The sequence below is a fragment of the Streptomyces polygonati genome (assembly GCF_042650325.1).
GTDB classification, from domain to species: Bacteria; Actinomycetota; Actinomycetes; order Streptomycetales; family Streptomycetaceae; genus Actinacidiphila; species Actinacidiphila polygonati.
This window is the reverse complement of the sequence record NZ_JBHSBB010000009.1, coordinates 120,012-145,082: the sequence shown is the minus strand read 5'-3', so window position 1 is coordinate 145,082 and position 25,071 is coordinate 120,012. Positions and strand designations below refer to the sequence as shown.

Below are 25,071 nucleotides of genomic sequence, written 5' to 3'. Positions count from 1 at the left end.
GGCATCCGGTGGGCCCGGGCGGCGCCCGCGGCCGGGACGGGCCTGCCGAGGGCCAGGGCCGCACCGCACACGGGTTCCGGGGCCATGACGGCGGCCGGAGGGCCAGGTCCGAAGCCCCGTCCGACCCGGGCGCGCGGGGCCGTACGCCGCCGATCAGGTGGGAGTGCGCGGGCGGTACGGACACGCGACCCGTCCGGAGCGGGCACACTGGGGGTACAGCCCTTGCCGCCGGCGGTCCGCCGGACGGGCGGGCGTCACCGGTACGTCACCCATGGGGGGACCCTTGACCGATCAGCTCTTCTCCGACCCGGAGCACGTCGAACCCGTCCGCGCGCCGGGGGCCCGCCCCTCGTCGGACCCGTTCCAGGTGCTCCCGCCCGCCGAGACCCCGGACGCCCCGGACACCCCGGCGCAGACGGCCCCCGCGCCGAAGTAGACCGGGGCAGCGGGGCGCCGGCCCGCCTAGCGGGGCCGGACCGTGCGCGGGCCCACGTACGAGGCGCCCGACGCGGTCACCCGGCGGCGCAGTTCCCGGTCCGCCGTGGCGACCAGGCAGGGGCGGTCGGGGGCGGCGGCGCGGGCCCGGGTGACGAGGTCGGCGATCAGGTCGTCGCCGCTGCCGGGCGCCGCCTCCACCCGTACGCCCGGCACCGGCTCCACCGCGCGGGCCGCCCCCTCCACCACCAGCAGGACCTCCAGCGGCACGCCGACCGCCCATTCGGGCGCGCCGCCCCCGGCGGGCAGACCGGCGGACGCCAGCGGCACGAGCGCGTCCCGGAGCCGCTCGGCGGCGGCGCGCCGGTCGCGCCACCAGCCGTCCGGCACGGAGCCGACGACGTTCGCGGCGTCCACGACGAGCAGCGGCCGGGCGGTCATGACCGCCGCCCGGGTGCGGCGATGTCGTACGAAGGCGGCGGGCCCGGCGGCCGGGAGTCGGTGTCATCGCGGAACATGTGCCGCAGTATGCCGCCGCCGTCCTCCGCACCCGCAGAGGTGCGCCGGGCTCACGTCCGGCGCGCCGTCGTCGGCGGCGTCGACGACCGTGCCGGCCGGTCCCGCGAAGCACGGTTCGCCCGGTCCCGGCACGGCGGGCGGTCGGGCGCGGGTCAGTACAGCGGCGGCGGAGCCGGGATCGGGTTGGGTTCCGGTGTGGGCGGGACGGGCTCCGGGCCCGGCGAGGGCGGGCGCGGCTCGGGTCCGGGCGTCGGCGGCACCGGGTCGGGGGCCGGACCGGGGACGGGGTGCGGCTCGGGCGCGGGAATGGGATCGGGACCCGGCGCCGGCTCCCCGGGACGCACCGGAGGCGTCGGCGCGGGGAACGGGTCCGGGTAGGGCTGGGTCATCGGACACTCCTTGAGTTCGGGCGGGAACGCGGTTCGTCCCCCGCTGGACACCTCGCGTACCCGATCGGCGCCCACCCATGCGGCGTACGACCGGCGCCCGGGCCGGTTTTTCCGCCCCGGCGCCATCGCTTCCGTCACCTGAACGGACCGACTGACCGCCATGAGTCGTCACCCGGTGTAGCCGCGGCCGATTCACCTGCCGGCCTGGGCAGTTGACGGCCCCGGCCGGTCCCGGCGGCATCCGCGCGCACCGGGCGGCCGCGTCCGCGCGCGGGCAGGCTGGAGCGCCCCCGCCTTTGATGCCATCAGTGCCGGTACACCCCATGGACGGTCACCCGACCGCCCCCGGCACCGGAGAAGCCCCCCATGCGTGCTGGACGTACGACCGCTGCCCTGCTGCTCGCCGCTTCCGCCGTGGCCCTCGCCGCCCCGACCGCGCTCGCCGACTCCGACGTCATCTCCTTCGGCTTCGGCGCCGCCCCGGACACCGTCGCCCCGGGCGGCAGCGTGACGCTTCGGGCCACCGGCTGCCCGGAGCGGACGACCGTGTCCGCGCCGGCCCTCTTCCACGACGTCACCTTGGGCGGGGGCGGGGACCGCGGCCAGGCCGTCACGGTGCGGATCGCGGGCGCCGCCAAGCCCGGCACGCAGTACGACATCAGCTTCACCTGCGGCTTCGAGAAGGGCACCACCCCGCTGATGATCGGCGCGGCCACCACCGCCGCCCCGGCCGCCCCCGGCCGCGCGGTGCGGACCGGCCTGGGCGGCGCCGTCTCCGGCCTGAACTCGGTCGAGATCGTCGCGGGGGTGGCCCTGATCGGCGCCGCGGGGGCGTATCTCGTCCGCCGCAGGGCCCACCGTTACTGACCGCGACCGACCGAGACCGACCGATCGACTGACCGTCCGACTGCACGACCGAACCACCGAACGACCGCCTCGCCGGGCGGCCCGCTGCCCGGCCGCCCTTCGCCGAACCATGACAATCGAGGCATCGGGTAGATAATGGGCCTGATGCTTGCGGCGCACCCGCCCATGACCGCAGATCCGACCCCCCGGAGCACGCGCATGGCACCTCGTAACCCGCCGGACGGCGGTCCGTACGACCCCCGGGCGTCCCGTAGCGGCACGGGCCGCCCGGCCACCGCGCCGCGGATCGGGCCGGAGGAGCGGCTGGCCATCAATGGCGTGGGGAGCTTCGACTGGGACCTCGACCGGGGCACCTTCGACCTGGACCAGGCCGGTCTGGACGTCTTCGACCTGACCCCCGAGGAATTCGACCGCCGCCCGAACTCCCTGGTGCTCCGGGTCTCCCCGCAGGAGCGCACCCGGCTCGACGCCGAGCTGCGCACCGCGTTCCAGGAGGGCTGGCGCAGCTACGGCGGCTACTTCCAGATCACCCGGCGCGACGGCACGAAGCAGTGGACGCACACGCAGGGCACCGTGCTGCGCGACGACCGGAGCAATCCCTACCGGATCGTCGGCATCGTCAGGGACGTCTCGGAGGAACTGGAGGAAGCCCCGGCGCCCGGGGAGCGCCCCGCCGGTCTGGAGCAGCTGCATCTGCCCTCCATCGTCCGGCGCACCACCGAGGCGCTGTCGCAGGGGGTCACGGTGCAGGACGTCACCGCCGTGCTGACCGGCGCCGGCGGTCTGGAGCGGTTCGGTGCGGACGGCCTCGCGCTGGCCCTGGTCGAGGGCGGAAACCTGCGCTACATCGCGGTCTGCGGCGAACCCATGACCGACCTGGGCCTGGAGCGGCTGCCGCCCCGGCGGCTGGCCGACTCGGTGCCGCTCGACGAGGCCGTGCTGACCCAGCAGCCGCTGTACACCGGGGACAGTCCCGACCTGGGAGAGCGTTTTCCCCTGCTGGGCCCCTACCTGGAGCGGATCGGCATGGAAGCCGCCGCCTTCCTGCCGCTGATCGCCCAGTCCCGCTCCATCGGCGGGCTCGCGCTCTTCTACGAGCGCCGCAGGGGCTTCAGCCGCGAGGACCGCGAACTGGACAACGCGCTGGCGGGCATCCTCGCCCAGTCGCTGCAACGGGCCATCCTCTTCGACCAGGAACGCGAGTTCGCCACCGGACTCCAGGCGTCCATGCTCCCCCGGCACATCCCGCGCTTCAGCAGCGTCGAGATCGCGGTCCGCTACCACGCCGCCCGCATCGGCCGGGAGGTCGGCGGCGACTGGTACGACGTCGTGGCGCTGCCGCAGAACCGGGTGGCCGTGGTGGTCGGCGACGTCCAGGGCCACGACACGCACGCCGCCGCCGTGATGGGCCAGCTGCGGATCGCGCTACGGGCCTACGCGGCCGAGGGCCACTCGCCGTCGACGGTGCTCGCCCGCGCCTCCCGCTTCCTCGCCGAGCTCGACACCGAACGCTTCGCCACCTGCGGCTACGCCGAGGTCGACCTGGTGACCGGCACCGTGAGGGCGGCGCGCGCCGGGCATCTGGGCCCGCTCATCCGGCACACCGACGGCCGCACCGGCTGGCCCCCGGTCCGCGGCGGTCTGCCGCTGGGCCTGGCCACGCATCTCGACCTGCCGGAGTTCCCCGAGACCCGGCTGGACCTGGTCCCCGGCGAGACGCTGGCGTTCTGCACCGACGGCCTCGTCGAGGAGCGCGGGGTGGACATCACCGTCGGCATGGAGGCGCTCGCCGACGTCGTGCAGCACGGGCCGCAGCCCGTCGAGGAGTTGGCCGACCACATCGCGGACCACCTGTGGGAGCGCTGGGGTTCCGACGACGACGTGGCCCTGCTGATCCTGCGCCGGTCACCCGACCCCCGGACCGAACGCGCCCCGCGTATGCACGCCTACGTGCATCAGGCCGACCCCGAGGGACTGACCGAGGCCCGCGCCGCGCTGCGCCAGGCGCTGACGGACTGGGGACTGCCCGAACTCGCCGACGACATCGAACTCGCGGCCGGCGAGCTGCTGGTCAACGTCCTGCTGCACACCGAGGGCGGCGCGGTGCTGGAGCTGGAGGTGCTGCCCGAACCGGTGCGCCGGGTGCGGCTGTCGGTCCAGGACCGTTCCAGCGTGTGGCCGCGCCGCCGGTCGCCCGGTGAGGCGGCCACGTCCGGCCGCGGCCTGCTGATGATCGACGCGATGGCGTCGAGCTGGGGTGTCGAGCCGCGGGGCGACGGCAAGGCCGTGTGGTGCGAGTTCGGCCCCGCGGCCGATGGACCCGCACCCGGCCCGGCCTGAGGCCGGGCCGGGTGCGGCGGCGGTCAGCTGACGTTGAGCGCCGTGTCGTCCACCACGAAGGACGTCTGGAGCTTGGAGCCCTCCACGCCGGTGAACTTGATGGTGACCGTCTGCCCGGCGTACGCGCTCAGGTCGAAGCTGCGCTGGGTGTAGCCGGAGGCGGCGTTGGCGTTGGAGTAGGTGGCCAGTGTGGACAGCACCGTTCCGGAGGAGTTGAGGACCTGTGCCTTGAGGGTGTCGTACGCCGTCGAGCCGGTCTCGGCGGTGTCGATGTGCAGCCAGAAGCTCAGGCTGGCCGAGCAGCCGGACGGGATGGCGACCGACTGGGAGAGCGTGTTGGTGGTGGCGCTGCCGTAGCCGTCCAGCCACGCCTTGTAGGAACCGCTGTGCGCCGCTTCCTTGGTGGAGTTGCTGATCACGCCGCTGGTGGCGGACCAGGCCGAACTGCCGGACTCGAAGCCGGGGTTGGCCAGCAGCTGCTGGTCGGTGCAGTTGCCGCTCCCGCCGGTGGTGGTGCCGCCGGTCGTCGTACCGCCGGTGGTCGTTCCCCCGGTGGTGGTGCCGCCGGTGGTGGTGCCGCCCGTGGTCGTACCGCCGGAGCTGCCGCTGCCGGCCAGCCAGGCGGTGGCGTTCAGGGCGAGCGCGGCGTCGGTGCCGGCCGGGTCGTTCCACCCGTCGTACAGGGTGTCGCCGGACGCGCCGGTGCCGTCGTCGACCGGTGAGCTGTCGCCCCAGATCGCCACCCGGCCGCTGCCGAAGGTGCTGGTGACGAAGAACGCGCCCGTGTTGCCCGAGCTGCCGGCCTTGTAGAGCAGGCCCTTGACGTTCGGGTCGTCGTTCGGCTTGAGGGTGAAGGTGGTGCCGTCACGCAGGATGCTGCCGGTCACCGTGCCGAACGGGCCGTGCAGCACCGGGTCCGAACTGCTGCTGATCGCACGGGGGTTGTCGGTGCTGATGTCGACCAGGTCGACCGAGAAGCCGAACGGGTCGGTGTTGTCGACCCCGTTGTTGGTCAGCAGGTCGTTGATGACGCACGGCGAGTCGCAGCCGTCGTTGTTGCGGTCGCTGCCGTTGTGGTCGGAGATCAGGAACAGACCGCCGCCGTTCTGCACGAACTTCATGACCGCGGTCTTCTCCGCGGTGGTGAGCTTCACATTCGGCTCGGTCAGCACGAAGGTGTCGAATTTGCTCAGATCCTGTGCGCCGGTGCCGCCGTAGGTGATCGTCTTGCCGGACGGCAGGGTGTTCAGCACATAGCCGCCGGCCTTCTGCAGCGCCACGCCCCACGAGGAGAGCGCGCCGGTCCAGTCGGTCTCCGAGTTGGGGGTGGAGTCCTGGCCGAGCGGGTCGGGCTGGCTGGTGCTGATGACCCAGTCGGCGTTGCCCGCCGTCTCGGCCTTGGTGTTGTCGAACAGCACGCGGTGGGTCGTCGCGGCGGCCGGGGCGGCCTGTGCGGCGGTGCCGGCCTGCGCCGACGGGGCCGCCTGGGCGCTGCCGGCGAGACCGGCGGCGCCCAGGGCGAGGGTGCCCAGCGCGGCGGCCGCGCCGATCAGCACACGACTTCTGGGGATACGGGGCATGCGGGGACCAGACATCCGTCAACCTCCTGGTGGGGGGCGGTCAGTGGGGGATGCAGCGGGGGAACCACGGACGTGCGGGACAATCTGCGCGCGTAGAACTCGGGCACGACGTGCCGGGGAGATTCTGCGCGCGTAGAACCTGTGGACGATGTGCCGGGAGTTACCGCCTGATGAACGCTTCCGGTCGGATCCGGCGGCCGCGCCCGCAGGCCCGCCCGCCGGCCGGAAGCCGGTTCCGCCGCCGGGGTGGGCGGGCGGATGGCGCCCGTCCGGCCGGGCGGCGGGACCCGCTTGGGTGGTGAGAAGGCGCGGCACCGGTGGAGGCGGGGCAGGATCGGACCTGAGCCGCATGCACCGGCAGGGCGCGGGTAGGCGGGCCCGTCGGGTACCCCGCGAGGACGCCGGGCCGACGGCCGGCGTCGCAGGTCCGGGTCGCCCCGGCCGTCCGGCCCCGGCACGAGAAGGAGCACAGCATGCCCATCGCCACCGTGAACCCCGCGACAGGGGAGACCCTGCGGACCTTCGAGGCGCTGGGGGCGGACGGGATCGAGGAACGTATCGCCAAGGCGGAGAGTGCTTTCCGGGGCTATCGCACCACCGATTTCGCCGCGCGCGCCGCCCTGCTCACCGCTGCCGCCGACCTGCTGGACGAGGAGCGGGAGACGATCGCCCGCACCATGACCCTGGAGATGGGCAAGACACTGGCCGCGGCCAGGTCCGAGGCGGCCAAGTGCGCGAAGGCGATGCGCTGGTACGCGGCCAACGCCGAGCGGCTGCTGGCCGACGAGCGGCCCGCCGAGGCCGATGTGGCGGACAGCGGCGCGCACCAGGCCTATGTCCGCTATCGGCCGCTGGGCGTCGTGCTGGCCGTGATGCCCTGGAACTTCCCGCTGTGGCAGGTGGTGCGCTTCGCCGCCCCCGCGCTGATGGCCGGCAACGTCGGGCTGCTCAAGCACGCGTCCAACGTCCCGCAGACCGCGCTCTACCTGGGCGACCTCTTCCACCGGGCGGGCTTCCCCGTGGGCTGCTTCCAGACCCTGCTGGTCGACTCCAAAGCCATCGAGGGGGTGCTGCGCGACCCCCGGGTGGCCGCCGCGACCCTCACCGGCAGCGAGGGCGCGGGCCGCGCCGTCGCCTCGATCGCCGGCGACGAGGTCAAGCCGACCGTGCTGGAGCTGGGTGGCAGCGACCCCTTCGTGGTGATGCCGTCCGCCCGCGACGAGCTGGACCACGCGGTGCACACCGCGGTCACCGCCCGGGTGCAGAACAACGGCCAGTCCTGCATCGCCGCCAAGCGCTTCATCGTGCACGACGACCTCTACGACGAGTTCGCCGAGACCTTCGCCCGGGCGATGCGCGGGCTCGTCGTCGGCGATCCGCTGGCCGACTCCACCGACATCGGACCGCTGTCCACCGAGCAGGGCCGCGCCGACCTGGAGGAGCTGGTCGAGGACGCGCTCGCCAAGGGCGCCACCGCGCTGTGCGGCGCCGGCCGCCCCGCCTCGCGGGCCGCCGGCTGGTTCTACGAGCCGACCGTGCTGACCGGGGTCACCGAGGAGATGAGGATCCACCGCGAGGAGGCCTTCGGCCCGGTCGCCACCCTCTACCGGGTGCCCGACCTCGACGCGGCCGTCGCGCTCGCCAACGACACGCCCTTCGGTCTGAGTTCGAACGTCTGGACCCGGGATGTGGACGAGCAGCGGCGCTTCGTCCGCGATCTGCAGGCCGGCGGGGTCTACTTCAACGGGATGACCGCCTCCCACCCGGCGCTGCCCTTCGGCGGCGTCAAGCGCTCGGGATACGGCCGCGAGCTGTCCGGCCACGGCATCCGGGCCTTCTGCAACGCGACCACGGTCTGGTACGGCCGGTAAGCCGCCGCCGCGGAGCGCGGGGGCGAGCCCGGGTCGGATCGGGCGGGAAGGTCGTCTCACGGAGCCCCCCACACCCTCGCGTCGCGATGGCCAGCCTGGTCTCGTCCCTGAGTTTGGCACATCAGGGGCGGCCGGGGTCAAGGGTGCCCGTGTGCCATCACCCGACCGTGGGCACATCCGCGGGCGCCCGGCGGTGCGGGGCCCGCGCGGCGGTGCGGAAGCCACCGGCGGAGGAATTCCGCAGCGGCCGGCGGCACGACCTGGTCGTCGCGGCCCTGGACAATGCGTGCCGGAGCGCCGGTGGAAGGAAGCGGTTCGCTCGGCATCGCCAGCTGTTCGGGATTACTGCGTGCATGATGCATCGGTTCCCCGGGGTGGTACCGCTGCTGCGTATGCCCCGCGCTTCCGATGGGATGGTAACGTGATATCGGGCGGCATCGTATTCACCCGGTATTCACCGCCGAACCGTTCACCGCTTTTCCCGTCCCCTTTTCTCGTCCCGCTTTTCCCGGATCGGGTCACCGGAAGGAACGATTGCCATGCGTGAGGAAAGCCTCGGTGATTCCGCGTTGACCGAGACGGAAACCGATACCGTCGTCATGGCACGCCGCCCGGGAAAAGGAGTCGACCCGGGCGACTTCTCCGTCCGACGGCAGGAGATCGCCGCCCCCGGAGAGGGAGAGGTCGTCGTCCACAATCATCTGACCAGCGTGGACCCCTATCAGCTCAACAATCTGCGCCGCCATCAGAGCGTCGGGGAGGTCGTACAGGCCGGGTGCGTGGGAGTGGTGGTAGAGAGCAACGACGACCGGGCTCCGGTGGGCACTCAGGTGGCCACGTACAGCGGATGGAGCGAGTACGCCACCTGGCGGCTGGCGGCGACCGAGATCGCGGACCGGGCGCTCGGGGACGAGTCGGACTGGATCCACGTCCTGGGTACGCCCGGTGTCACCGCCTATGTGGGCCTGCACGACGTGGGCGGTGTCTCGCCCGGGTCGACGGTGGCGGTGAGCGCGGCGGCGGGCGCGGTCGGCGGAGTGGCCGTCCAGCTGGCCAAAGCCGCCGGGGCGCGGGTCATCGCGATCGCGGGGGGAGCCCACAGGGTGCGGCACACCGTCGAGACGCTCGGCGCCGATGTGGGGCTCGACTACCGGGACGACGGCTTCGCGCGGGATTACCGGGCCGCCGCCGGTGACGGGATCGACCTCTTCTTCGACAACGTCGGAGGCGATCTGCTGCGCGACACCCTCCCGCTGCTGGCGAGTTCGGGCAAGGCGGTGGTCTCCGGCACGGTCAGTTCCTATGCGGACGACTCGGGCGGCTTCTTCCACCCCGGTGATCCCGCCATGGAGGGCGACCGCGTGCGGAGCTTCCTCGTCGGCGACTACTACGAGAAGCGGCTGCTTCCCATCCGGGCGGAGCTGTCCCGCTTGCTGAAGGAGGGTCAGGTCACCACCGTGATCAGCGAGTTCGAGGGTCTGGAGTCGGCGCCGGAGGCGTTCGCCTCGGTCTTCCGGAAGGGTTCTCCCTTCCTGGGCAAGCGCGTCGTCCGGATCGCCTGACCCGGCGGCGATCAGGCCTTGAGCAGTTCCCCGGCGGCCCGCAGCCGGCCGATGCCCCAGTCGAGGGCGGCCTTGAGATGGGTCGACTCACCGGTGGCCAGCATGATCGCCACCCCGCCCTGGATGCCGGCCAGCAGCGCCGCGGCGGCCTCGTCGACGTCGAGGGATCCCGGCAGCAGACCGCCGCGCTGCAGCGAGCGGATGCCGCCGGCGAGATGCCCCTGCCACTCCCGCATCAGCTCGATCACGATCGCCCGGGCGCCCGGCGTGGACCGTCCGACCTGCGAGAACAGCGAACCCATCGGGCAGGTGTCGCCCTGCGCCTCGTACCGCTCCACGACGAGGTCACGCCAGCGGTACCAGGCGTCCCAGGAGTCGAGCGAGCTCAGATACGGCTGCTGGTCCGCCAGCACCCGATCCGCCTCGTGCCGCGCGACCGCGAGCAGCAGATCCTCCCGGCCGCCGGGGAAGTAGTGGAAGAGCTGCCCCTTGCTCACCCCGGCCCGCAGGCAGATCTCGTCCAGCGTCGCCGTGGCGACGCCCTTCTCCCGCAGTGTTTCGGCGGCCCGCACCACGATGCGGGCCCGCGTGGCCTCGCCCTTCGGCGTCAGAACCCGGCTCACCACACCACCCTCGTTCCCGAAACGGACCCCGGCGTCCATTTTACCGGGACCGCCCGGTGAGCAGGCGGGCCGCTACCGGTGCTCGGGGTTCTCGTAGTCGTGACGGGTCCCGGCGTCCCAGGCCGTGCGCTGGTTGCCGTACGCGGGGATGCCGCCGGCGTCCTTGAGCATGCGGGCCAGGTGCAGCAGGTTCCAGGTCATGAACGTGCAGTTGCGGTTGGTGAAATCGTTCTCCGGACCACCGGAGCCGGGGTCGAGATAGGAGGGGCCGGGACCCGCCTCGCCGATCCAGCCCGCGTCGGCCTGCGGGGGGACGGTGTAGCCGAGGTGCTGGAGGCTGTAGAGCAGATTCATGGCGCAGTGCTTGACGCCGTCCTCGTTGCCGGTGATCAGGCACCCGCCGACCCGCCCGTAAAAGGCGTACTGGCCCGCGTCGTTGAGCAGGCTGGAGCAGGCGTAGAGCCGCTCGACCACCCGCTTGGCGACGGAGCTGTTGTCACCGAGCCAGATGGGGCCGGCCAGCACGAGGATGTCCGCGGCCATCACCCGCTGGTAGATCTCCGGCCAGGCGTCGCGCTCCCAGCCGTGCTCGGTCATGTCCGGCCAGACCCCGGTGGCGATGTCGTGGTCCACCGCCCGGAGGACATCGACACGGACGCCCTGCGCCGCCATGACGCGGGTGCAGCGGTCGACCAGCCCCTGGGTGTTGCTGACCTCCGGCGACCGTTTGAGGGTGCAGTTCAGCACCAGGGCGCGCAGGTCGTCGTAGCGGGCCGGCGGCGCGTCGGCGCCGGTGGGCGTGGTGGCCACAGGGTCCTCCTGAACGGCGGCGCACCGCGGCCGGCGCGTCGATCACGCTGCCCATCGTGCCGTCCGGGCCGGTCACGGACGGCGCGGCGGCTCGGCCGTCCGCGGACGACCACCCGGACGGCGCCACAAAAGCGCCCCTTCCGACCCGCCGGCCTCTTGCCCGCCACCCCCGGTCTTCCGGTGCGGGACTTTCCCGGTCCGCCCAACCCGGGCCGATTTTCGGTGATATGAATCGTGATCCGTAGCGGTCATCGGCGGCTGGCAAGGGGGAGTCGGTATGGCGGCCGGATTACCCATCACGGTTCAGGTGGGCAGCACATCACTCCAGATCGAGACGACCGCGGTGGCCGGGACGCAGCAGACATCGCGCCTCGCGGACGCCGCGCGGCAGACCAGTGACGCGTTCGCCCGCGCCCAGCAGGCCATCGTGGACATCGCGGCCTCGACCGTGGAGATCATCGAGCAGGCCTCGGCGCGCGCCGTGCGGCCGGACACGGTGGAGGTCGAGTTCGGGCTGAAGTTCACCGCCGCCGGCACCGTGCTGATGGCGAGCACCTCCGGTGAGGCGACGCTCCAGGTGCGGCTCAGCTACACCGGCCGCGCCGGCTCCCCGGCGGCGCAGACCCCGGCGCCTTGACCGGTCGCGGCGACGGGGCGGAAGCGGCGACGGCCCCCGGATTCAGCGCGATGCGCCGGTCGGGGGCCCTCGGGCGGGTGCTCGACGACCGGGGCGTGCCGTTCGGGACGTGCTTCCAGGTCGCGCCGGGGATCGTCGTCACGGCCTGGCACGTACTGGCCGCCCTCGGGCGCGCCGAGACCGGCGCCGTCGTGTCCGTCGGCACCTTCCACGGTCCGGCGGCGCCGGCCGAGGTGGTCGCGGTGGGACCGCTGTGGGATCTCGCCGTGCTCCGGCGTGCGGAGCCGCTGCCGGGTACGGTTCCGGGGCTGGTCCCCACGCAGACGGTCGACCTGCTCACCGAGGTCGTCGTCACCGGCGTCCCGACGGTGGACGACCCGGGGCACGACTATCTGTTCCTGGACGCGCCCGGCGTCTGGCAGGGCGGCACCGTCCGCGACACCCACATCAGCCTCGGGCGGCTGACCAGCTCCTCGGTGGTCCCCGGGATGAGCGGCGCGCCGGTGCTCCGCAGGAGCGACAACGCGGTGCTCGGTGTCGTGACGTCCCGGTACAACAGCGCGGACGGCTGGTTGCGCGACTCGGTGTGGGTGGCGCGGACCGAGGATCTCGTCGGGCTGCTCACGGGGGTGCCCGGGATCGACGTACGCGCCAAGTTCCTGGTCGGGCAGGAGCTCTCGGTCGTGCTGGCGGTGACGGAGTCGCCGTCGTACGGCGCCTCCGGGACCCGGCCGGCCGGCGACGGCGGGGCGGGGGGCGGTGCCGGGGCCGGGCAGGGACGGCAGGCCGCCGGGCTGCGGGAGGCGGCGCTGGAGGCGGCCCGGGTGCTCGTCGGGCTGGACGGCTCCTGCCTCGGCTCGGTCGGCCCGATCGACATGGCGCAGGTGCTGCTCCACCGGCTCGGAAGCCGGGAGGCGTTCGGCCACGAGGTGCTGCGCGGACTGGGGGCACGGCTCCGCCAGCGCGGGCTCGACCCCCGGGTGCTGCTTCCCGCCGCGCCGGGGCACGACGAGGCCCGCCGCCGCTGGCTGGCGCCGCTCGCCATGGGACCGGAAGCGGACCCTGCCCCGGCGCCCGTATCGGTATCCGTATCCCTACCGCCGGCCGAGGAGGCCGCGCCGGACGCCCTGCTCGCCGCGCTGGTGGAGGTGATCGCCGGCGAGCTGCCCGGCACCCTCTTCTCCGACGTGTCGGAGACCTGCCGCCGCTATCTCGCCCTCGGCTTCGCCGGCCGCCCGTCCGTGTCGCTGCCCGGCTTTCTGTCCGCGCTGGCCGACCACCTCCCGCCGCTGCGGGCGGGAACCGAGATCGTTTCCTGGTCCGCCGCCGTCGAGGCGCCGGCGGAGGACGCCGGCACCTCGACGGCGGCGGACCAGGAAACGTCCGGCGAAGGGGCGGCCGGCCACCATCCGGCGCCGAGCGCCCCGGAGCGGGGCGGCCGGACCCCGGCGTCGGGCACGCGCCACTCCCTGGGCGAGGCGGCGGCCCAGCTCGCGCGGCTGCCCGACCCCGATCCGCTGGTCGCCGGTCGGGAGGCCGCCGTCGACCACGCCGTCCGGGCCATCGGCACCGCGATGGCCAAACGGAACCGCTCGACCGCCTTCTTCTCCGGGCAGCCCGGGGCGGGCACGTCCACTGTGGCCGTCGAGGTCGCCCGGCAGCTCGCCCCGCTGTTCCCCGGCGGGGTGTTCCACATCGACCTGTTCGGGCTGCTGCCGGGATCGCGCCGGGACGCCAGAACGGTCACCCGGCTGATCTCCGAGGCGCTGGGCCTGACCGAGGGCAGGCCGGCGCTGGACGACGCGGGACTGTTCGCCCGGCTCACCGCCGACCTGGCCGACCGGCAGGTGCTCCTCCTGCTGGACAACGCGCTGGACGCCTCGCATGTCGCGCCGCTGGCCAAGGCCGCGCCCGGGTGCTGCGTCATCGTCACCTCGCGCGACCGGGTGCAGGGATACGCCGACCCCGGGCTGGTGTTCACCGTCGCCCCGCTGGACCGGGCGGACTCCATCGAGGTCCTCGCCCGCTGCGGCGAGGGCCGCGACGACGAGCGGACGCTGCTGGACCGGCTCGCCGACCTCTGCGACGACGTACCGCTGGCGCTGCGCATGGTGGGCGCCCGGCTCACCAGCTCCCCCGACCTGGACCTGCGCTACCTGATCCAGCTGCTGGCGGAGGAGACCACCCGGCTGGACTACATGGAGACCGGGGACCGGGCGGTCCGCGTGGCGCTGCGGCTGAGCTACGACGCGCTCGACGACCCGGCGAAGCGGGTCTTCCGGCTGCTGACCGCCGCGCCCGGTTCGGCGGGCAGCGCACCGGAACTCGGCCACTGCGTCGACGAGCCGCCCTACACCCAGGAGTTGCTGCTCAACCGGCTGGCGGACCGCAGTCTGGCCCGTAACGAGGTGGTGCGCGTCGCCGACGGTTCGATGCTGGCCACCTTCTTCCTCTTCGACCTGCCCCGGCTCTTCGCCAGGGAACGGCTGGCCGACGAGGAACCGGCTGATACCGTCCGGGAGTTCCGTGGCAGGTCCACCGCCTTCCTCAGCCGGCGGCTCCGGGAGATGACGGGATACGCGGCCGACGCCCAGATCTCCGCCGAACTCGACCCGGCCCGCTTCGAGGCCGCCCTGCACATGGCCGAGGAGCACGACTGGCTGGACACCGCCACCCAACTGGCCATCGATCTGCATGTGCTGGCCCTCGGACGCGGCGAAGTGGACGCCATCGAGGCGATCAACGGGATCAGGGCCTCCCTCCATCTGCGCGGCGGCGACCCCGAGCAGGCGGCCAAGGCGTTCCTGGACAGCGCCGAGAGCCTGATGTCCAAGAAGGCCTTCGGCGCGGCGAGGACCGCCGCCAGGGAGTCCATCCGGATCGCCGAGGCGCACGACCTGGGCCTGCCGCTGGCGAACGCGCGGTTCCGGCTGAGCCTGATCCTGTGGGAACTGGAGGCGTTCACCCAGGCGTTGCAGGCCGGCGCGGACGCCGCCCGCAAGCTCATGGACCTCGGCCAGGAAGCGGCCGCGGTTCCGGTCGCCATCAACAACAGCAAGACGGCGCTGGCCGCCGGCGACGTCACCCAGGGCCGCTTCTGGGCGGCGAAGGCGTCCGAGCTGGCCGAGCGCTGGGGCGACGGGGAAGAGCGGGCGATCGCCTGCGAGGTCAGGAGCAGGGCCGCCGCAAGGGCCGGCGACCTCGGGGAAGCGGTCGCGCTGTCCAGGCGCAGCGCCGCTTGGTGGGAGGAGGCCCAGGTATGGGAGAACGCCGCGATCAACATCGAGAACGCCGCCCGCTACGCCTTGTGGGCCGAGGACGTCACCACCGGCGCGGAGCTGCTCAACATCGCCGTCGCCCATCTGGAACGCGGCAAGCTGTCCGCCAAGGCGGCCACCGATCTCGGTGATCTGGGCGCCCTTCAGTTCCGGGTCGGCTCCTACGCCCAGGCCTGCTTCGCCCTCGACCGGGCGCTGCGGACGCTGACGGCCGACGACCCGGCCACACCCGCCCTCCTCCCGGTGGAGATCCGGCTGCGCCGCGCCGCCGTCGTCCTCTTCGCGCCCGAACTCGCCGACTCCGACGCTCCGCTGCCCGCGCCGGCCGGCCCGCCGGAGCAGCCGGCCGCCGAGACGTCCGACACCGAACTCAGCCGCGTCGGCGAGATACTCCGGCGCCACCAGGCCGGCGAACTCGCCCTGGCCGACACCCTTCGCCAGGTCGAGGACTTCCTGGCCACGGACATCAGAAACCGCCCCGCGCCGTCCGAGCCGTGGCTGTACACCACCATGGGCAAGGTCACTTCGCCGCGCCAGGCGCTGGACTAGATCCGGGGCAAGGGCCCGAACCCGCCTCTCTGCTCCGGCTCGCCCGGGGCGACGCGCGGCGGGGAGCCGCCCCGGATGCGACGGCGCGTCACCCGGTCGGCGCGGGCCGGGCGGTCGGTGCGGCGGTGTCGTGATCGACTGACCGGGAGTGGCGCGGTGCGGGCCTGAGGGGAGGTGAGCGGTGTCGGCCGGAGACTCGGACAGGCGGGTCGCCGTCGTGACCGGCGCGGCGCGGGGGGTCGGGGCGGCGGTCGCGCGCGAGCTGTCGGCCCGGGGGATGCGGGTCGTCCTGCTGGGCAGGGAACTGGGGTCGCTGCGGGAGGTCGCGGACGGCCTGCCCGAGGACCCGTGCTGCATCGAAGCGGATGTGACCGACGAGGCGGCGATGCAGGGAGCCGCGCAGAGCGTCGCAGCCCGCTTCGGGCCCGCCTCCGTCGTGGTCGCCAACGCCGGCATCGCCCAGGCGGGTCCGTTCGCCGGCTGCGACGCGGCGGTGTGGAACCGGGTGATCGCGGTGAACTTGATCGGGAGCGCGGTGACCGCCCGGGTCTTCCTGCCCCAGCTCGTGCGGACCCGGGGCTACCTGCTGCAGGTCGCCTCGACCGCCGCGTTCGGGTCCGCGCCGATGATGAGTGCCTACTGCGCGTCCAAGGCGGGCGTCGAGTCGTTCGCCCAGGCGTTGCGCATGGAAGTGGCACCCGAAGGCGTCGGGGTGGGCATCGCCTATCTGCACTGGACCGGCACCGACATGATCTCCGAACTCGAAGAGCATCTCGTACTGCGTGAGCTGCGCAGACACCAGCCCGCGCCCGCCCGCCGCGTGTACACGCCCGCCAGAGTCGCCACCTGGCTGGTGCACGGCATCGAACGCCGCGCGCCCACGGTCTACGCGCCTCCCTGGTTGCGCGTGGCCCAACCGCTGCGTCCGCTCTTCCCGTACCTCGTCGCCCGCGTCGCGCGCCGCTCGCTCGCGCGGATGTCCGCGGCCGACCTGCACCGGGTCTCCGGGGTCCTGGGGACCGGTGGACGCGCGGACTGGGATGCCGGTGGGTCCGCCGCTCCCACCGGCCCCACCACGCCTCCGCAGCACTGAGGCCGCTCGGCTGCCGGAGAGTGAGCCGGACGTCGAGGATGCCCGAGGCCCGGCTCCCTGCGGCCGGTGACCGGTCCTACGAGCCCACGAGCGCCTTCCATGTGTCGGGGCCGACCACCCCGTCGGCGGTGAGGCCGTGCGAGGACTGGAAGGAGCGGACGGCCGTGCCGGTGGCGGCTCCGAACGCGCCGTCCACTGTCAGGGCCGCCCCGTGCGCGTCGAGTTCGCGCTGCGCCGCTGAGACGGCGGCGCCGCTGCTGCCCTGCTGGACGGTGACGATCAGCGATCCCCAGGTGGCGGGGCCCACGACACCGTCGGCGGTGAGGCCGTGCGAGGACTGGAAGGAGCGGACGGCCGTGCCGGTGGCGGCTCCGAACGCGCCGTCCACCGTCAGCGCCGCCCCGTGCGCGTTGAGCAGGTACTGCACGGTGCGTACCGCCTCGCTGGTCTGGCCCTGCTGCACGGTGGGCCAGCCGGCGGACGGCGGGGGAGGGGGCGGGGTGCCGCCGGTGCCGCCGGCGAAGGCCTGGAGGGCGGCGGCGCTGCCGTTGAAGCTGTCCTGGTCCCCGGGGAAGGTGCCGGAGTCGGCGTACTGCCAGATCGTCTGCGCGGACCAGCCGGCCGGCAGCGTTCCCGGCCCACTGGAGTAACGGGCCACCCACAGCGGGTTGGTGGCGCCGAAGCCGGCGTTGTCGCCGGTGCAGGTCGTCCACCAGTCGGTGGTGGTGTAGATGGTCGGGTAGCGCCCGGTCCTCGCGCGGACCTCGTCGCTGAAGCTCCTGATCCAGGAGACCATCGCGCTCTGGCTGAGGCCGTAGCAGGTGGCCCCGTAGGGGTTGTACTCGATGTCGAGGGCGGGCGGGAGCGTCTTGCCGTCGGCGGACCAGCCCCCGCCGTGGCCGACGAAGTAGTCGGCCTGGGCCGCGCCGGTGGAGTTGTCGGGCAGCGCGAAGTGGTAGGCGCCGCGGATCAGGCCGGCGGCGGCCGCCCCGGTGTACTGCCCGCTGAAGGAGGGGCTGATGTAGCTGGTCCCCTCGGCCGCCTTGACATACGCGAAGGTGGCGCCGGCGCCTCGGACCGAAGGCCAGTTCACCGTCGGCTGATACCCGCTGACGTCGAGACCGGGCAGTCCGCCGACCGCCGTAGGCGCCGCGAGGCGCGAGGCGGCCGCGCCCAGCCGCCGCAGACCGGCGCCGGCGTAGTCGGCCTCGGGATGCGTCGGCGCGGTGGGTCCGGGGCTCGCCGCCGGATGGACTGCCGCCGGATGGACTGCCGCCGGACGGGCCGCCGCCGGATGGGCCGAAGCGACCGCGGGGCCGGCGGCCAGCAGCAGGAGGGCGCCGGCGAGCAGCCCGGTCACGGCGGCCGACGTGCGCCGGGCCGCGGTCGCGCCCGGCCGGGAGGTTCTGCGTGTTTCGAGCATGGGAGTCCCTCGACGTCGTTTTGACCTGACCATGTCAGCACGGATGTTACGCGCGTAGCTCCACGGGACGGAAGGGGCATCAGGTGGCGGCGGCGGTGAGATGGCGGGTTCGGACGCCGGATGTCCCGGAATTGCCGCTGCCGGGTGTCACGGGATTGCGGGTTCATGAACAAAACCGGCCGTCTGCCCCCGGAAAGGAAGGATTCCTGCCAACTACGCGGGCGGGCTGGAAAGCAGCGGAATTTGTGGTAGTGCCGACTATGCCCGCCTTTGCCGCGCCGGCCGGATGCGGTGTGTCCGGAAACGGCGGGTCCGCAGCGGGGTGCGATCCGGTCGGCAGGCCGCTGCCACGGTGTTCTCGGTGCGTGAGTGGCGCCCGGGGCAGGGCGGTCCGCAGGGGAGACTGGCCGGATCTGTTCATGCCTTCCGGCGGCCCGCTGTTATGGTCTCCCCGAGTTCCGATCCACCCCGGGGGATGATTCGGAGAAGCCGCCACGGGACGGTGCGCTTTCTCCCGCTGCCTTTTCGTGTTCGTGGACGGCCGTGTGCGCGAAGGCCGTCGCTCCGCCGGCGAGTGCCGTAGCGAAGTCCCGCACCGTCAATGACTGAGAGCCCCACACACCGTAAAGGAAGCGAAGGGACAGTTATGCTGCGCGACGAGATGGAAAAGCTGGCAGCCGCCTCCATGGAACGCCTCTTCGAGAAGGCTCCCAAGGCGCGCGAATTCCACGACACGACCTGGACCGACCGCGCCTACTACCGCCGGCACCTGGTCGAGACCGTGCTGCGGATCCGCCTGAACAACGAGGTCGACGCCTACGGCCTCTACAAAGTCGGCTACCAGGATCACCGGCTGGCCTCGACGCTCGCCCGCTATCTCGCCGAGGAGAACAACCACGAGGGCATGTTCCTCAAGGACCTGGCGAAGTTCGGGCTGGGCAAGGAGGACGTGGACGCGATACGGCCTTTTCCGTCCACGGAATACCTCATCGGGTACATGTACCACTCGATCAACATCGACGGACCACTGCCGACCACGGTGTGGAACTGGCTGGTCGAGTGGTATTCGGACCGCTACAACCCCGGCATCACCAAGTACGCCGCCGAGGTCTTCGGCGAGGACATGGTCCGGGGCTCGCACGCGCACATCGCCTACGACGAGGCCCACGACCACGACGAACTCATGTGGTCCACGGTCGAGCGCGCTGTCGCCGGCTGGGGCGACTTCGACACCGCCGCGCGCCACCTCGTGAACTTCGTGGACCTGCTCCGGCTGTACTTCACGGAGCTGCACGAGGAAACGGTCGGCGCGAAGTCCTGATTCCGGCGCGGCGGCTCCCCTCGCGGGAGCGCCCAGTGAAGGGAGCAGCAGTGGCGGATCCTTCCGTCCTCGTACTCGAACCGGAGTCCTCGGGCGTCGAACTGGTCAGGGCGGCGGCCGGCCTCGGCTTCACCGCGCACCTGCTCGACCGGCGGCCGCTGTCCGAACTGCCGCCGGTGGTGCGGGACGCGGTGGTCACCGGGACAGCGACCTACCACCGTGTCGAGACCCGTTCCACCGCAGCGGTCGTCGAGGCCGCGCTGCGACTGGCGGAGCAGGGTGGACTCCGCGCCGTGGTGCCGGGGTTCGAGTACGCCGTGCCGGCCGCGGCGGTCGTCGCCCGCCGGCTGGGCCTGCCGGGCATCACGCCGGAGGCGGCCCGAGCCCTGCGCGACAAGCGCCTGATGAAGGAACGGCTGGCCGCGGCGGGCGTGGCGGTGGCACCCGGCGTCCAGGTGGACGCACGACAGGCCGGCGAAAGCGACCTGCGGGAGATCGCACAGCGCATCGGCTTCCCCGCCGTGGTCAAGCCCGTGGACGGCGCGGGCAGCCTGGGCGTGCGCCGCGCGGACGACCTCGGCACGCTGCGGCGGTATCTGGCCGCGAGCGGCCCGACCGACGACATGGGCAAGCCCGTCGGGGAACGGCTGCTGGTGGAGTCCTACGTGGCCGGTCCCGAGTACAGCGTCGAGGGGTACGCCGGTGCGGCGGGCGCCGTCGTCGTCGCGGTCACCGGGAAGCAACTGGGGCCGGAGCCCTGGTTCGTCGAGGTGGGGCACACCGTGGACGCGGACCTCGCCGCGGCGGACCGGGCCGCGCTGGTCGAGACGGCACGGGCCGCCATCGGAGCGCTCGGCCTGACCCGCGGCGTCTTCCACCTCGAAGCGCGGCTGACCCCGAAAGGCGCGGTGGTGCTGGAGGTCGCCGCGCGCCTGGGCGGGGACCGCATCCCGCGGCTGGTGGCGGCGGTCCACGGCCACGACCTGCCGCAGACGATGATCCGCCTGCTGGCCGGCCTGCCGGTCGTCCCGCCGGCGGACGCGGCGCAGGACGGGCCGCGCACCGTCGCCGCGGCGCGGTTCCTCACCGCCGAGCGGACCATGCGCCTGCCCGACCCCGTCGGGCTCGCCCGGGCGCTGCGGAGCCTGCCGGGCTGCCTGGAGGCCGACGTCACGGCCGCGCCGGGCGCGACCGTGCGGCCGGCGCGGGACTTCCGCGACCGCTTCGGGCATGTGGTCCTCACCGCGCCGGACCGCGGCAGCCTGGCCGCCGCCGTCGGCGAGGCCGACCGGCTGGTCCGCGCGGCGCTCACGGCAGCGGCACCGGACGGCGGCTGACGCCGGCCGCCGGACCGTACCTCCACCCGCGGCCCGGGCGGCGCCCACCGCCGCGCCGCCCGCCCGTTCACCGATGCCACCGACACACCCCACGGAGCCGCCATGAACACCCGCCCCCGGACCCTTGCCGACGAGCCGGCCGCGACCGCTCCCGCGCCGCCCCTGCTGCTCGTCATCAACCGCTTCGACGACGAGTTCGGCGAATACCACCGCTTCTTACGGGACACCGACCACCGGCTGGCGTACCTCGCCACCTCGGACGCCCTGGCCCCGCTCGACCGGGACGGCGCGGTGGAGACCGTGGTCGTACCGGACTTCGACCACGGCACGCTGCTGGCCGCGGCGCGGGATGTCGCCGGGCGGCACGGGCCGTTCGCCGGGATCGTCGGGCTCTCCGAGTTCGACCTGTCCACTGCCGCCCGGCTGCGGGCGGACCTCGGCGTGCCCGGCTGGAGCATCGCGTACACCGACCGCTTCCGGGACAAGACCTTGATGAAGCGCTGGATCCACCTCGCCGGACTCCGGGCGCCCCGCTACCGCGAGGTCGATGAGAAGGCCGACGCGTCGGCCCTGGCGGCCGACCTCGGGCTGCCGCTGATCCTCAAGCCGCGTGACGGCGCGGCCTCGCACGGGGTGGTGCTGGCGCGGACCGGGCAGGAACTGGCGGCGGCCCTGGCGGCGGCCGACCGCACCCGCGGCCACGAGGTGGAGGAATACGTCGAGGGGGCCATCCACCATGTCGACGGCATCCGCCGCGACGGCAGTTTCCACTTCGTGTCGGTGTCCGCGTACGTCAACACCTGCCTGGACTTCACCCAGGGCGTCCCGCTCGGTTCGGTCCTGCTGGACCCCGGTCCGCTCCGGGACCGGCTGGCCGGCTTCGCCGCCGAGTGCCTGGACGCGCTGGAGCTGTGGGACGGCCCCTTCCACCTGGAGGCGATCGTCACGGCGGCGGGCGATCCGGTGTTCCTCGAGGTGGGACTGCGCCCCGGCGGCGCCGGTGTGCCCTTCCTGCACCGCGATCTGTTCGGCATCGACCTGTTCGAGGAGGCCTTCCGGACCACGGTCGGCCTGCCGCCGCTGTCCGCCGCGGCGGAACCGCGCGCGGAAGGCACCGGGGGCTGGCTGGTGTTCCCCGAGCCGCGGCCGTGGCCGCGCAGGGTCACCTCGCGCACCTCGCTGGTCGGGCGGATCCCCGAGGTCTACGCCGAGGCACTGCCCGAACCGGGGCACCTCTTCGACGGGCAGGGCGGCTACGACCACGCGGGCGGGCGCTTCCTGCTGCGCGGCGCGGACGAGCGCCAGGTGCGCGCGGCGGTGCTGGCGGCGATCTCCCAGTACGCGCTCGAGACCGAACCCGCGGGCGAGGTGTGACCCGGCCTCCGGCGGCCGCGGCCGCCGCGGCGCGGCGGGGTGACGCCGGGCCGGCGCTCCGGGTCCAGCTGGGCGAGCCCTCGGCGATCGACCCCGGCCAGGCGTTCGAACATGACGGGGCGCTGGTCGCCGGGCTGATCGCGGACCCGCTGATCGACTGCGTCCCGGCCACCGGCCGGCTGGCGCCGGCCGCCGCCAGCGCCTGGCAGGTGGCCCCCGACGGCCGGTCCGTACGGTTCCGGCTCCGCCCCGGGGTGCGCTTCCACCACGGCCGGCCGGTCACCGCGCAGGACTACGTCTATTCCCTTTCCCGGGCCGTCCGGCCGGAGACCGGCTCACCGCTGGCCGTGCACCTCGCCCCCGTGGCGGGCTACGACGAGGTGGCCGCCGGGCGGGCCGGGACGCTCAGCGGTGTGCGGGCGCTGGGGGAGCACGAACTGCTGGTGCGGCTGAGCCGTCCGTTCCATGAGATCGCGGCGGTCTTCAGCCAGCGGGTGACCGCGCCGGTGCCGGCCGAGGTCGTGGAGCGGGACCCGCCCGGTTTCGCCCGGCGGCCGGTGAGCAACGGGCCGTACGCCCTGGCCGGCGAACTGCGGCCGGGCGAAGGCCTGGCGCTGGAGCGGTTCGGCGACTACTACGGCGCCAACGCCGCCTACCCGGACGGCGGCCGGGGAGCGGCGGAGCGGATCGAGTTCTCGGTGTTCACGGACATGGCCGACGCCCGGCAGGCCTTCCTGCGCGGCGCGCTGGACGTCACCGAGGTGCCCGCGGACGCGGCGGCGCGGGCGGGCGCGGAGTCCGGGGCCGCCCTGCACAGCACGCCCAACCCGATGGTGACCTATCTGGCCTTCCCCGTGACGGTCCCGCCCTTCGACGACCCCGCGGTCCGGCGGGCGGTGGCGATGTGCGTCGACCGGGAGGGCATCGCCGAGCGCCGTTTCGCGGGGATGCGGCCGGTCGCCCACCGCATGGTGCCCTCCGTCCTCGACCCGGACGGCGGGCCCCGGCTCGATCTGCCGCACGACCCGGCCACCGCGCGGCGACTGCTCGCCGACTCGGCGGTGCCGCCGCCCCGCGAGCCGGTGCGACTGCTGTTCAACGGCGGCCAGGGGCATGAGGGCTGGGTCGGGGACGTGGCGCGGGACATCACCGCCGGGCTCGGCTGGCCGGTGCTGCCGCTGCGCCTGGAGTGGCCCGACTACCTGCGGGAACTCCCGGAAACCAGCGCGATGTCCCGGGTGAACTGGGCGGTGGACTACCTGTCGGTGGACAACGCGCTGCACCCGCTGGTGCACGGCGAGGCCGTCGGCGACTCGAACCACGCCCGCTACCGCGGCGCGGCGGACCGGCTGATCGACCGGGCCCGCGCCACCGCCGACCCCACCGCCCGGCGGGAGCTCTACCGGTGGGCCGAGCGGCAGGTGCTGGACGACCTGCCCTACCTCCCGCTGTGGGAGGGAGTGCTGCACCACCTGGTCGACCCGCGGCGCGTACGGCCGGCCGGGCCGGTGACCGACGTGTTCGGGGTGCCGGTGCTGCGGCAGTTCGCGGTGACCACCGAGACCGGGGGGAGCGGCCGATGACGCTCGCGCTGCCGCGGTGGGCGCGCGGCCAGATCCCCGGCCATCCGGTGGGCCGGGCGGTGGCCGCCTCGGCGCTGGTGGGATGGGCCGGCACCGGGGTGTGGATCTCCGCCTCGGCGCTGTTCTTCACCAGGCTGCTGGGGCTGACGGCGTCCCAGGTGGGCTACGGGCTGGCGATGGGCGGCGTCCTGGGCCTGCTGGCCATGGTGCCGATCTCCTCTCTGGTCCGCCGCCGCCACGCCGGCCGGGTCGCGGCGGCGCTGCAGGTGGTGCGGGGACTGTCCTTCCTCTCCTTCCTCCTGGTCGACTCCGTGGGCGGCCTGTACGCGGCGCTCGCCCTGGTGTCCGTGACCGACGGGCCCGGCAAGATGTTCGGGCAGATCGTGGTCGGCCGCTTCGTGCCGGAGCGCGAACGCACGCCGACGATGGCCGCCGTGCAGGTGGCCACCAACATCGGCGTCACGCTGGGCGCGCTGCTGGGCACGGTGGGGCTGCTGCGCGTCGACCGGGCGGCCTTCGACGCGGTCGTGGTGTTCGTGGCCGCCGCCTTCTTCCTGTCGGCGTGGCTGCTCGCGCACACGACGTGGCGGCAGTCGGGCGTCGGCGCGGCGGAGCCGGCGGCCGGCGGCCGGCAGTCCCTGGGGCGGCGGCTGCGCTCGCTGGCGCCGCCGCTGCGCGACGGCCGGTTCGCGGTGCTGACCGCGGGCAACGGGCTGCTGTCGCTGCACATCCCGCTGATCGGCGTGATGACGCCGCTGTGGCTGGGCCACCGCACCTCCGTCCCGCCGGCCGTGATGGGCGGGCTGCTGCTCCTCAACACCGTCACCGTGGTGCTGCTCCAGGTCCCGTTGGGCCGCCGGGTGGTGGGGGTGCGCGGCGGTGTCCGGGCGGCGTCCGCGGCGGGCGCGCTGCAGGCGGCCGGCTGCGGGCTGCTGTCGCTGGCGGCCTTCGTCCCGGCCGGCTGGGCGGCGGCGAGCCTGGCCGGGGCGGTCCTGGCCTTCACCCTGGGCGAGATCCTCCAGGTGACCGCCGGCTGGACCCTGTCGTTCGCCTTCGCCCCCGAGGACCATGGGCAGGCGGTGTACCTGGGCTTCTTCGGCCTCGGGACGGAAGCGGTCGCGGTCTTCGGCCCCGCCGCGCTGGTCTGGCTCACGACCGCCTTCGGGGCACCGGGCTTCGCCGTCGCCGCCGTCGTGCTGGCGGCCGCCGCCCTACTGGTACGTGCCGCCTGCGCCCCGGTTCGGACCCGCGTCAGCCCAGGCCGGAGGGACGGGCCGGCAGAACCGGCCGTGCTGTCCGTTCCGGGCGCTCCGAACGGCTCCACCCCTGGTCAGCGAGGGTGTTGATGCCACTTCGAGTCCCCTGGGGGCAATCGGGGTCCATTCGGGCGAAGAAGTAGGGCGCAGGGCTGTTGGCCCACGGAGACCGGTGGTTTGTGCCAGCGCCCAGCGGGGTGGGATGCCCACGGTCGGGCCCATCG

At 73.8% G+C, this 25,071-nt stretch carries 18 protein-coding genes; 13 read left to right on the top strand and 5 right to left on the bottom strand.

All coding sequences use genetic code 11. From position 1 onward, the window contains the following. Positions 1-283 precede the first annotated feature (283 nt). On the top strand, positions 284-436 hold the full coding sequence (locus ACFO3J_RS10820) for a hypothetical protein (RefSeq protein ID WP_386428525.1): 153 nt from the start codon (positions 284-286) through the stop codon (positions 434-436). A 26-nt stretch (positions 437-462) separates the two neighbouring features. Here the strand turns inward: ACFO3J_RS10820 and ACFO3J_RS10815 are convergent, their stop codons facing one another. Further along, on the bottom strand, positions 463-876 hold the full coding sequence (locus ACFO3J_RS10815) for an NTP pyrophosphohydrolase (protein ID WP_386428524.1): 414 nt from the start codon (positions 874-876) through the stop codon (positions 463-465). Positions 877-1,709: 833 nt separating this feature from the next. Between ACFO3J_RS10815 and ACFO3J_RS10810 the strand changes: the two genes are divergently transcribed. Then, the gene (locus tag ACFO3J_RS10810) at positions 1,710-2,210 is read left to right on the top strand and encodes a hypothetical protein (protein ID WP_386428522.1); all 501 of its coding nucleotides are present in this window, start codon (positions 1,710-1,712) and stop codon (positions 2,208-2,210) included. Positions 2,211-2,408: 198 nt separating this feature from the next. Further along, a complete protein-coding gene (locus tag ACFO3J_RS10805; RefSeq protein ID WP_386428521.1) occupies positions 2,409-4,550 on the top strand; it encodes a SpoIIE family protein phosphatase in 2,142 nt (713 codons plus the stop codon). 23 nt (positions 4,551-4,573) lie between these two features. On the opposite strand, the gene ACFO3J_RS10800 is transcribed toward ACFO3J_RS10805, so the two are convergent. Next, complete coding sequence (locus ACFO3J_RS10800) at positions 4,574-6,130, bottom strand: hydrolase (protein ID WP_386429182.1); 1,557 nt, start codon at positions 6,128-6,130, stop codon at positions 4,574-4,576. A 473-nt stretch (positions 6,131-6,603) separates the two neighbouring features. Between ACFO3J_RS10800 and ACFO3J_RS10795 the strand changes: the two genes are divergently transcribed. After that, positions 6,604-8,001: an NADP-dependent succinic semialdehyde dehydrogenase gene (locus ACFO3J_RS10795; RefSeq protein ID WP_386428519.1), complete on the top strand. Its 1,398-nt coding sequence runs from the start codon at positions 6,604-6,606 to the stop codon at positions 7,999-8,001. 539 nt (positions 8,002-8,540) lie between these two features. Beyond that, positions 8,541-9,563 carry a zinc-binding dehydrogenase gene (locus ACFO3J_RS10790; RefSeq protein WP_386428517.1) on the top strand — a complete coding sequence of 341 codons (1,023 nt, stop codon included), beginning with the start codon at positions 8,541-8,543 and terminating at the stop codon, positions 9,561-9,563. An 11-nt stretch (positions 9,564-9,574) separates the two neighbouring features. Here the strand turns inward: ACFO3J_RS10790 and ACFO3J_RS10785 are convergent, their stop codons facing one another. Continuing rightward, positions 9,575-10,186: a TetR/AcrR family transcriptional regulator gene (locus tag ACFO3J_RS10785; RefSeq protein WP_386428514.1), complete on the bottom strand. Its 612-nt coding sequence runs from the start codon at positions 10,184-10,186 to the stop codon at positions 9,575-9,577. Between the two features lie 72 nt (positions 10,187-10,258). Further along, a complete protein-coding gene (locus tag ACFO3J_RS10780) occupies positions 10,259-10,996 on the bottom strand; it encodes a flavodoxin family protein (RefSeq protein ID WP_386428512.1) in 738 nt (245 codons plus the stop codon). Between the two features lie 307 nt (positions 10,997-11,303). Between ACFO3J_RS10780 and ACFO3J_RS10775 the strand changes: the two genes are divergently transcribed. From ACFO3J_RS10775 to ACFO3J_RS10765, 3 genes are all read left to right on the top strand, one after another. Further along, positions 11,304-11,633 (top strand): CU044_2847 family protein, encoded by a 330-nt coding sequence (locus ACFO3J_RS10775; RefSeq protein WP_386428511.1) that lies wholly within the window; start codon positions 11,304-11,306, stop codon positions 11,631-11,633. Further along, complete coding sequence (locus tag ACFO3J_RS10770; RefSeq protein WP_386428509.1) at positions 11,630-15,460, top strand: trypsin-like peptidase domain-containing protein; 3,831 nt, start codon at positions 11,630-11,632, stop codon at positions 15,458-15,460. Before ACFO3J_RS10775 ends, ACFO3J_RS10770 begins: the two co-directional genes overlap by 4 nt. 181 nt (positions 15,461-15,641) lie before the next feature. Then, the gene (locus ACFO3J_RS10765) at positions 15,642-16,553 is read left to right on the top strand and encodes an SDR family oxidoreductase (RefSeq protein WP_386428508.1); all 912 of its coding nucleotides are present in this window, start codon (positions 15,642-15,644) and stop codon (positions 16,551-16,553) included. Positions 16,554-16,629: 76 nt separating this feature from the next. On the opposite strand, the gene ACFO3J_RS10760 is transcribed toward ACFO3J_RS10765, so the two are convergent. Further along, positions 16,630-17,976: a GH25 family lysozyme gene (locus tag ACFO3J_RS10760; protein WP_386428507.1), complete on the bottom strand. Its 1,347-nt coding sequence runs from the start codon at positions 17,974-17,976 to the stop codon at positions 16,630-16,632. Between the two features lie 646 nt (positions 17,977-18,622). On the opposite strand from ACFO3J_RS10760, the gene ACFO3J_RS10755 reads away from it, so the two are divergent. From ACFO3J_RS10755 to ACFO3J_RS10735, 5 genes are all read left to right on the top strand, one after another. Further along, positions 18,623-19,297 carry a hypothetical protein gene (locus ACFO3J_RS10755; RefSeq protein WP_386428505.1) on the top strand — a complete coding sequence of 225 codons (675 nt, stop codon included), beginning with the start codon at positions 18,623-18,625 and terminating at the stop codon, positions 19,295-19,297. Between the two features lie 50 nt (positions 19,298-19,347). Next, positions 19,348-20,634: an ATP-grasp domain-containing protein gene (locus ACFO3J_RS10750; RefSeq protein WP_386428504.1), complete on the top strand. Its 1,287-nt coding sequence runs from the start codon at positions 19,348-19,350 to the stop codon at positions 20,632-20,634. 102 nt (positions 20,635-20,736) lie between these two features. Next, entirely contained in the window at positions 20,737-22,008 is a 1,272-nt protein-coding gene (locus ACFO3J_RS10745; RefSeq protein ID WP_386428501.1) for an ATP-grasp domain-containing protein, read from the top strand. Then, entirely contained in the window at positions 22,005-23,591 is a 1,587-nt protein-coding gene (locus ACFO3J_RS10740) for an ABC transporter substrate-binding protein (protein WP_386428500.1), read from the top strand. The genes ACFO3J_RS10745 and ACFO3J_RS10740 overlap by 4 nt, the downstream gene beginning before the upstream one ends. After that, positions 23,588-24,937 carry an MFS transporter gene (locus ACFO3J_RS10735; RefSeq protein ID WP_386428497.1) on the top strand — a complete coding sequence of 450 codons (1,350 nt, stop codon included), beginning with the start codon at positions 23,588-23,590 and terminating at the stop codon, positions 24,935-24,937. Before ACFO3J_RS10740 ends, ACFO3J_RS10735 begins: the two co-directional genes overlap by 4 nt. Positions 24,938-25,071: the final 134 nt, after the last annotated feature.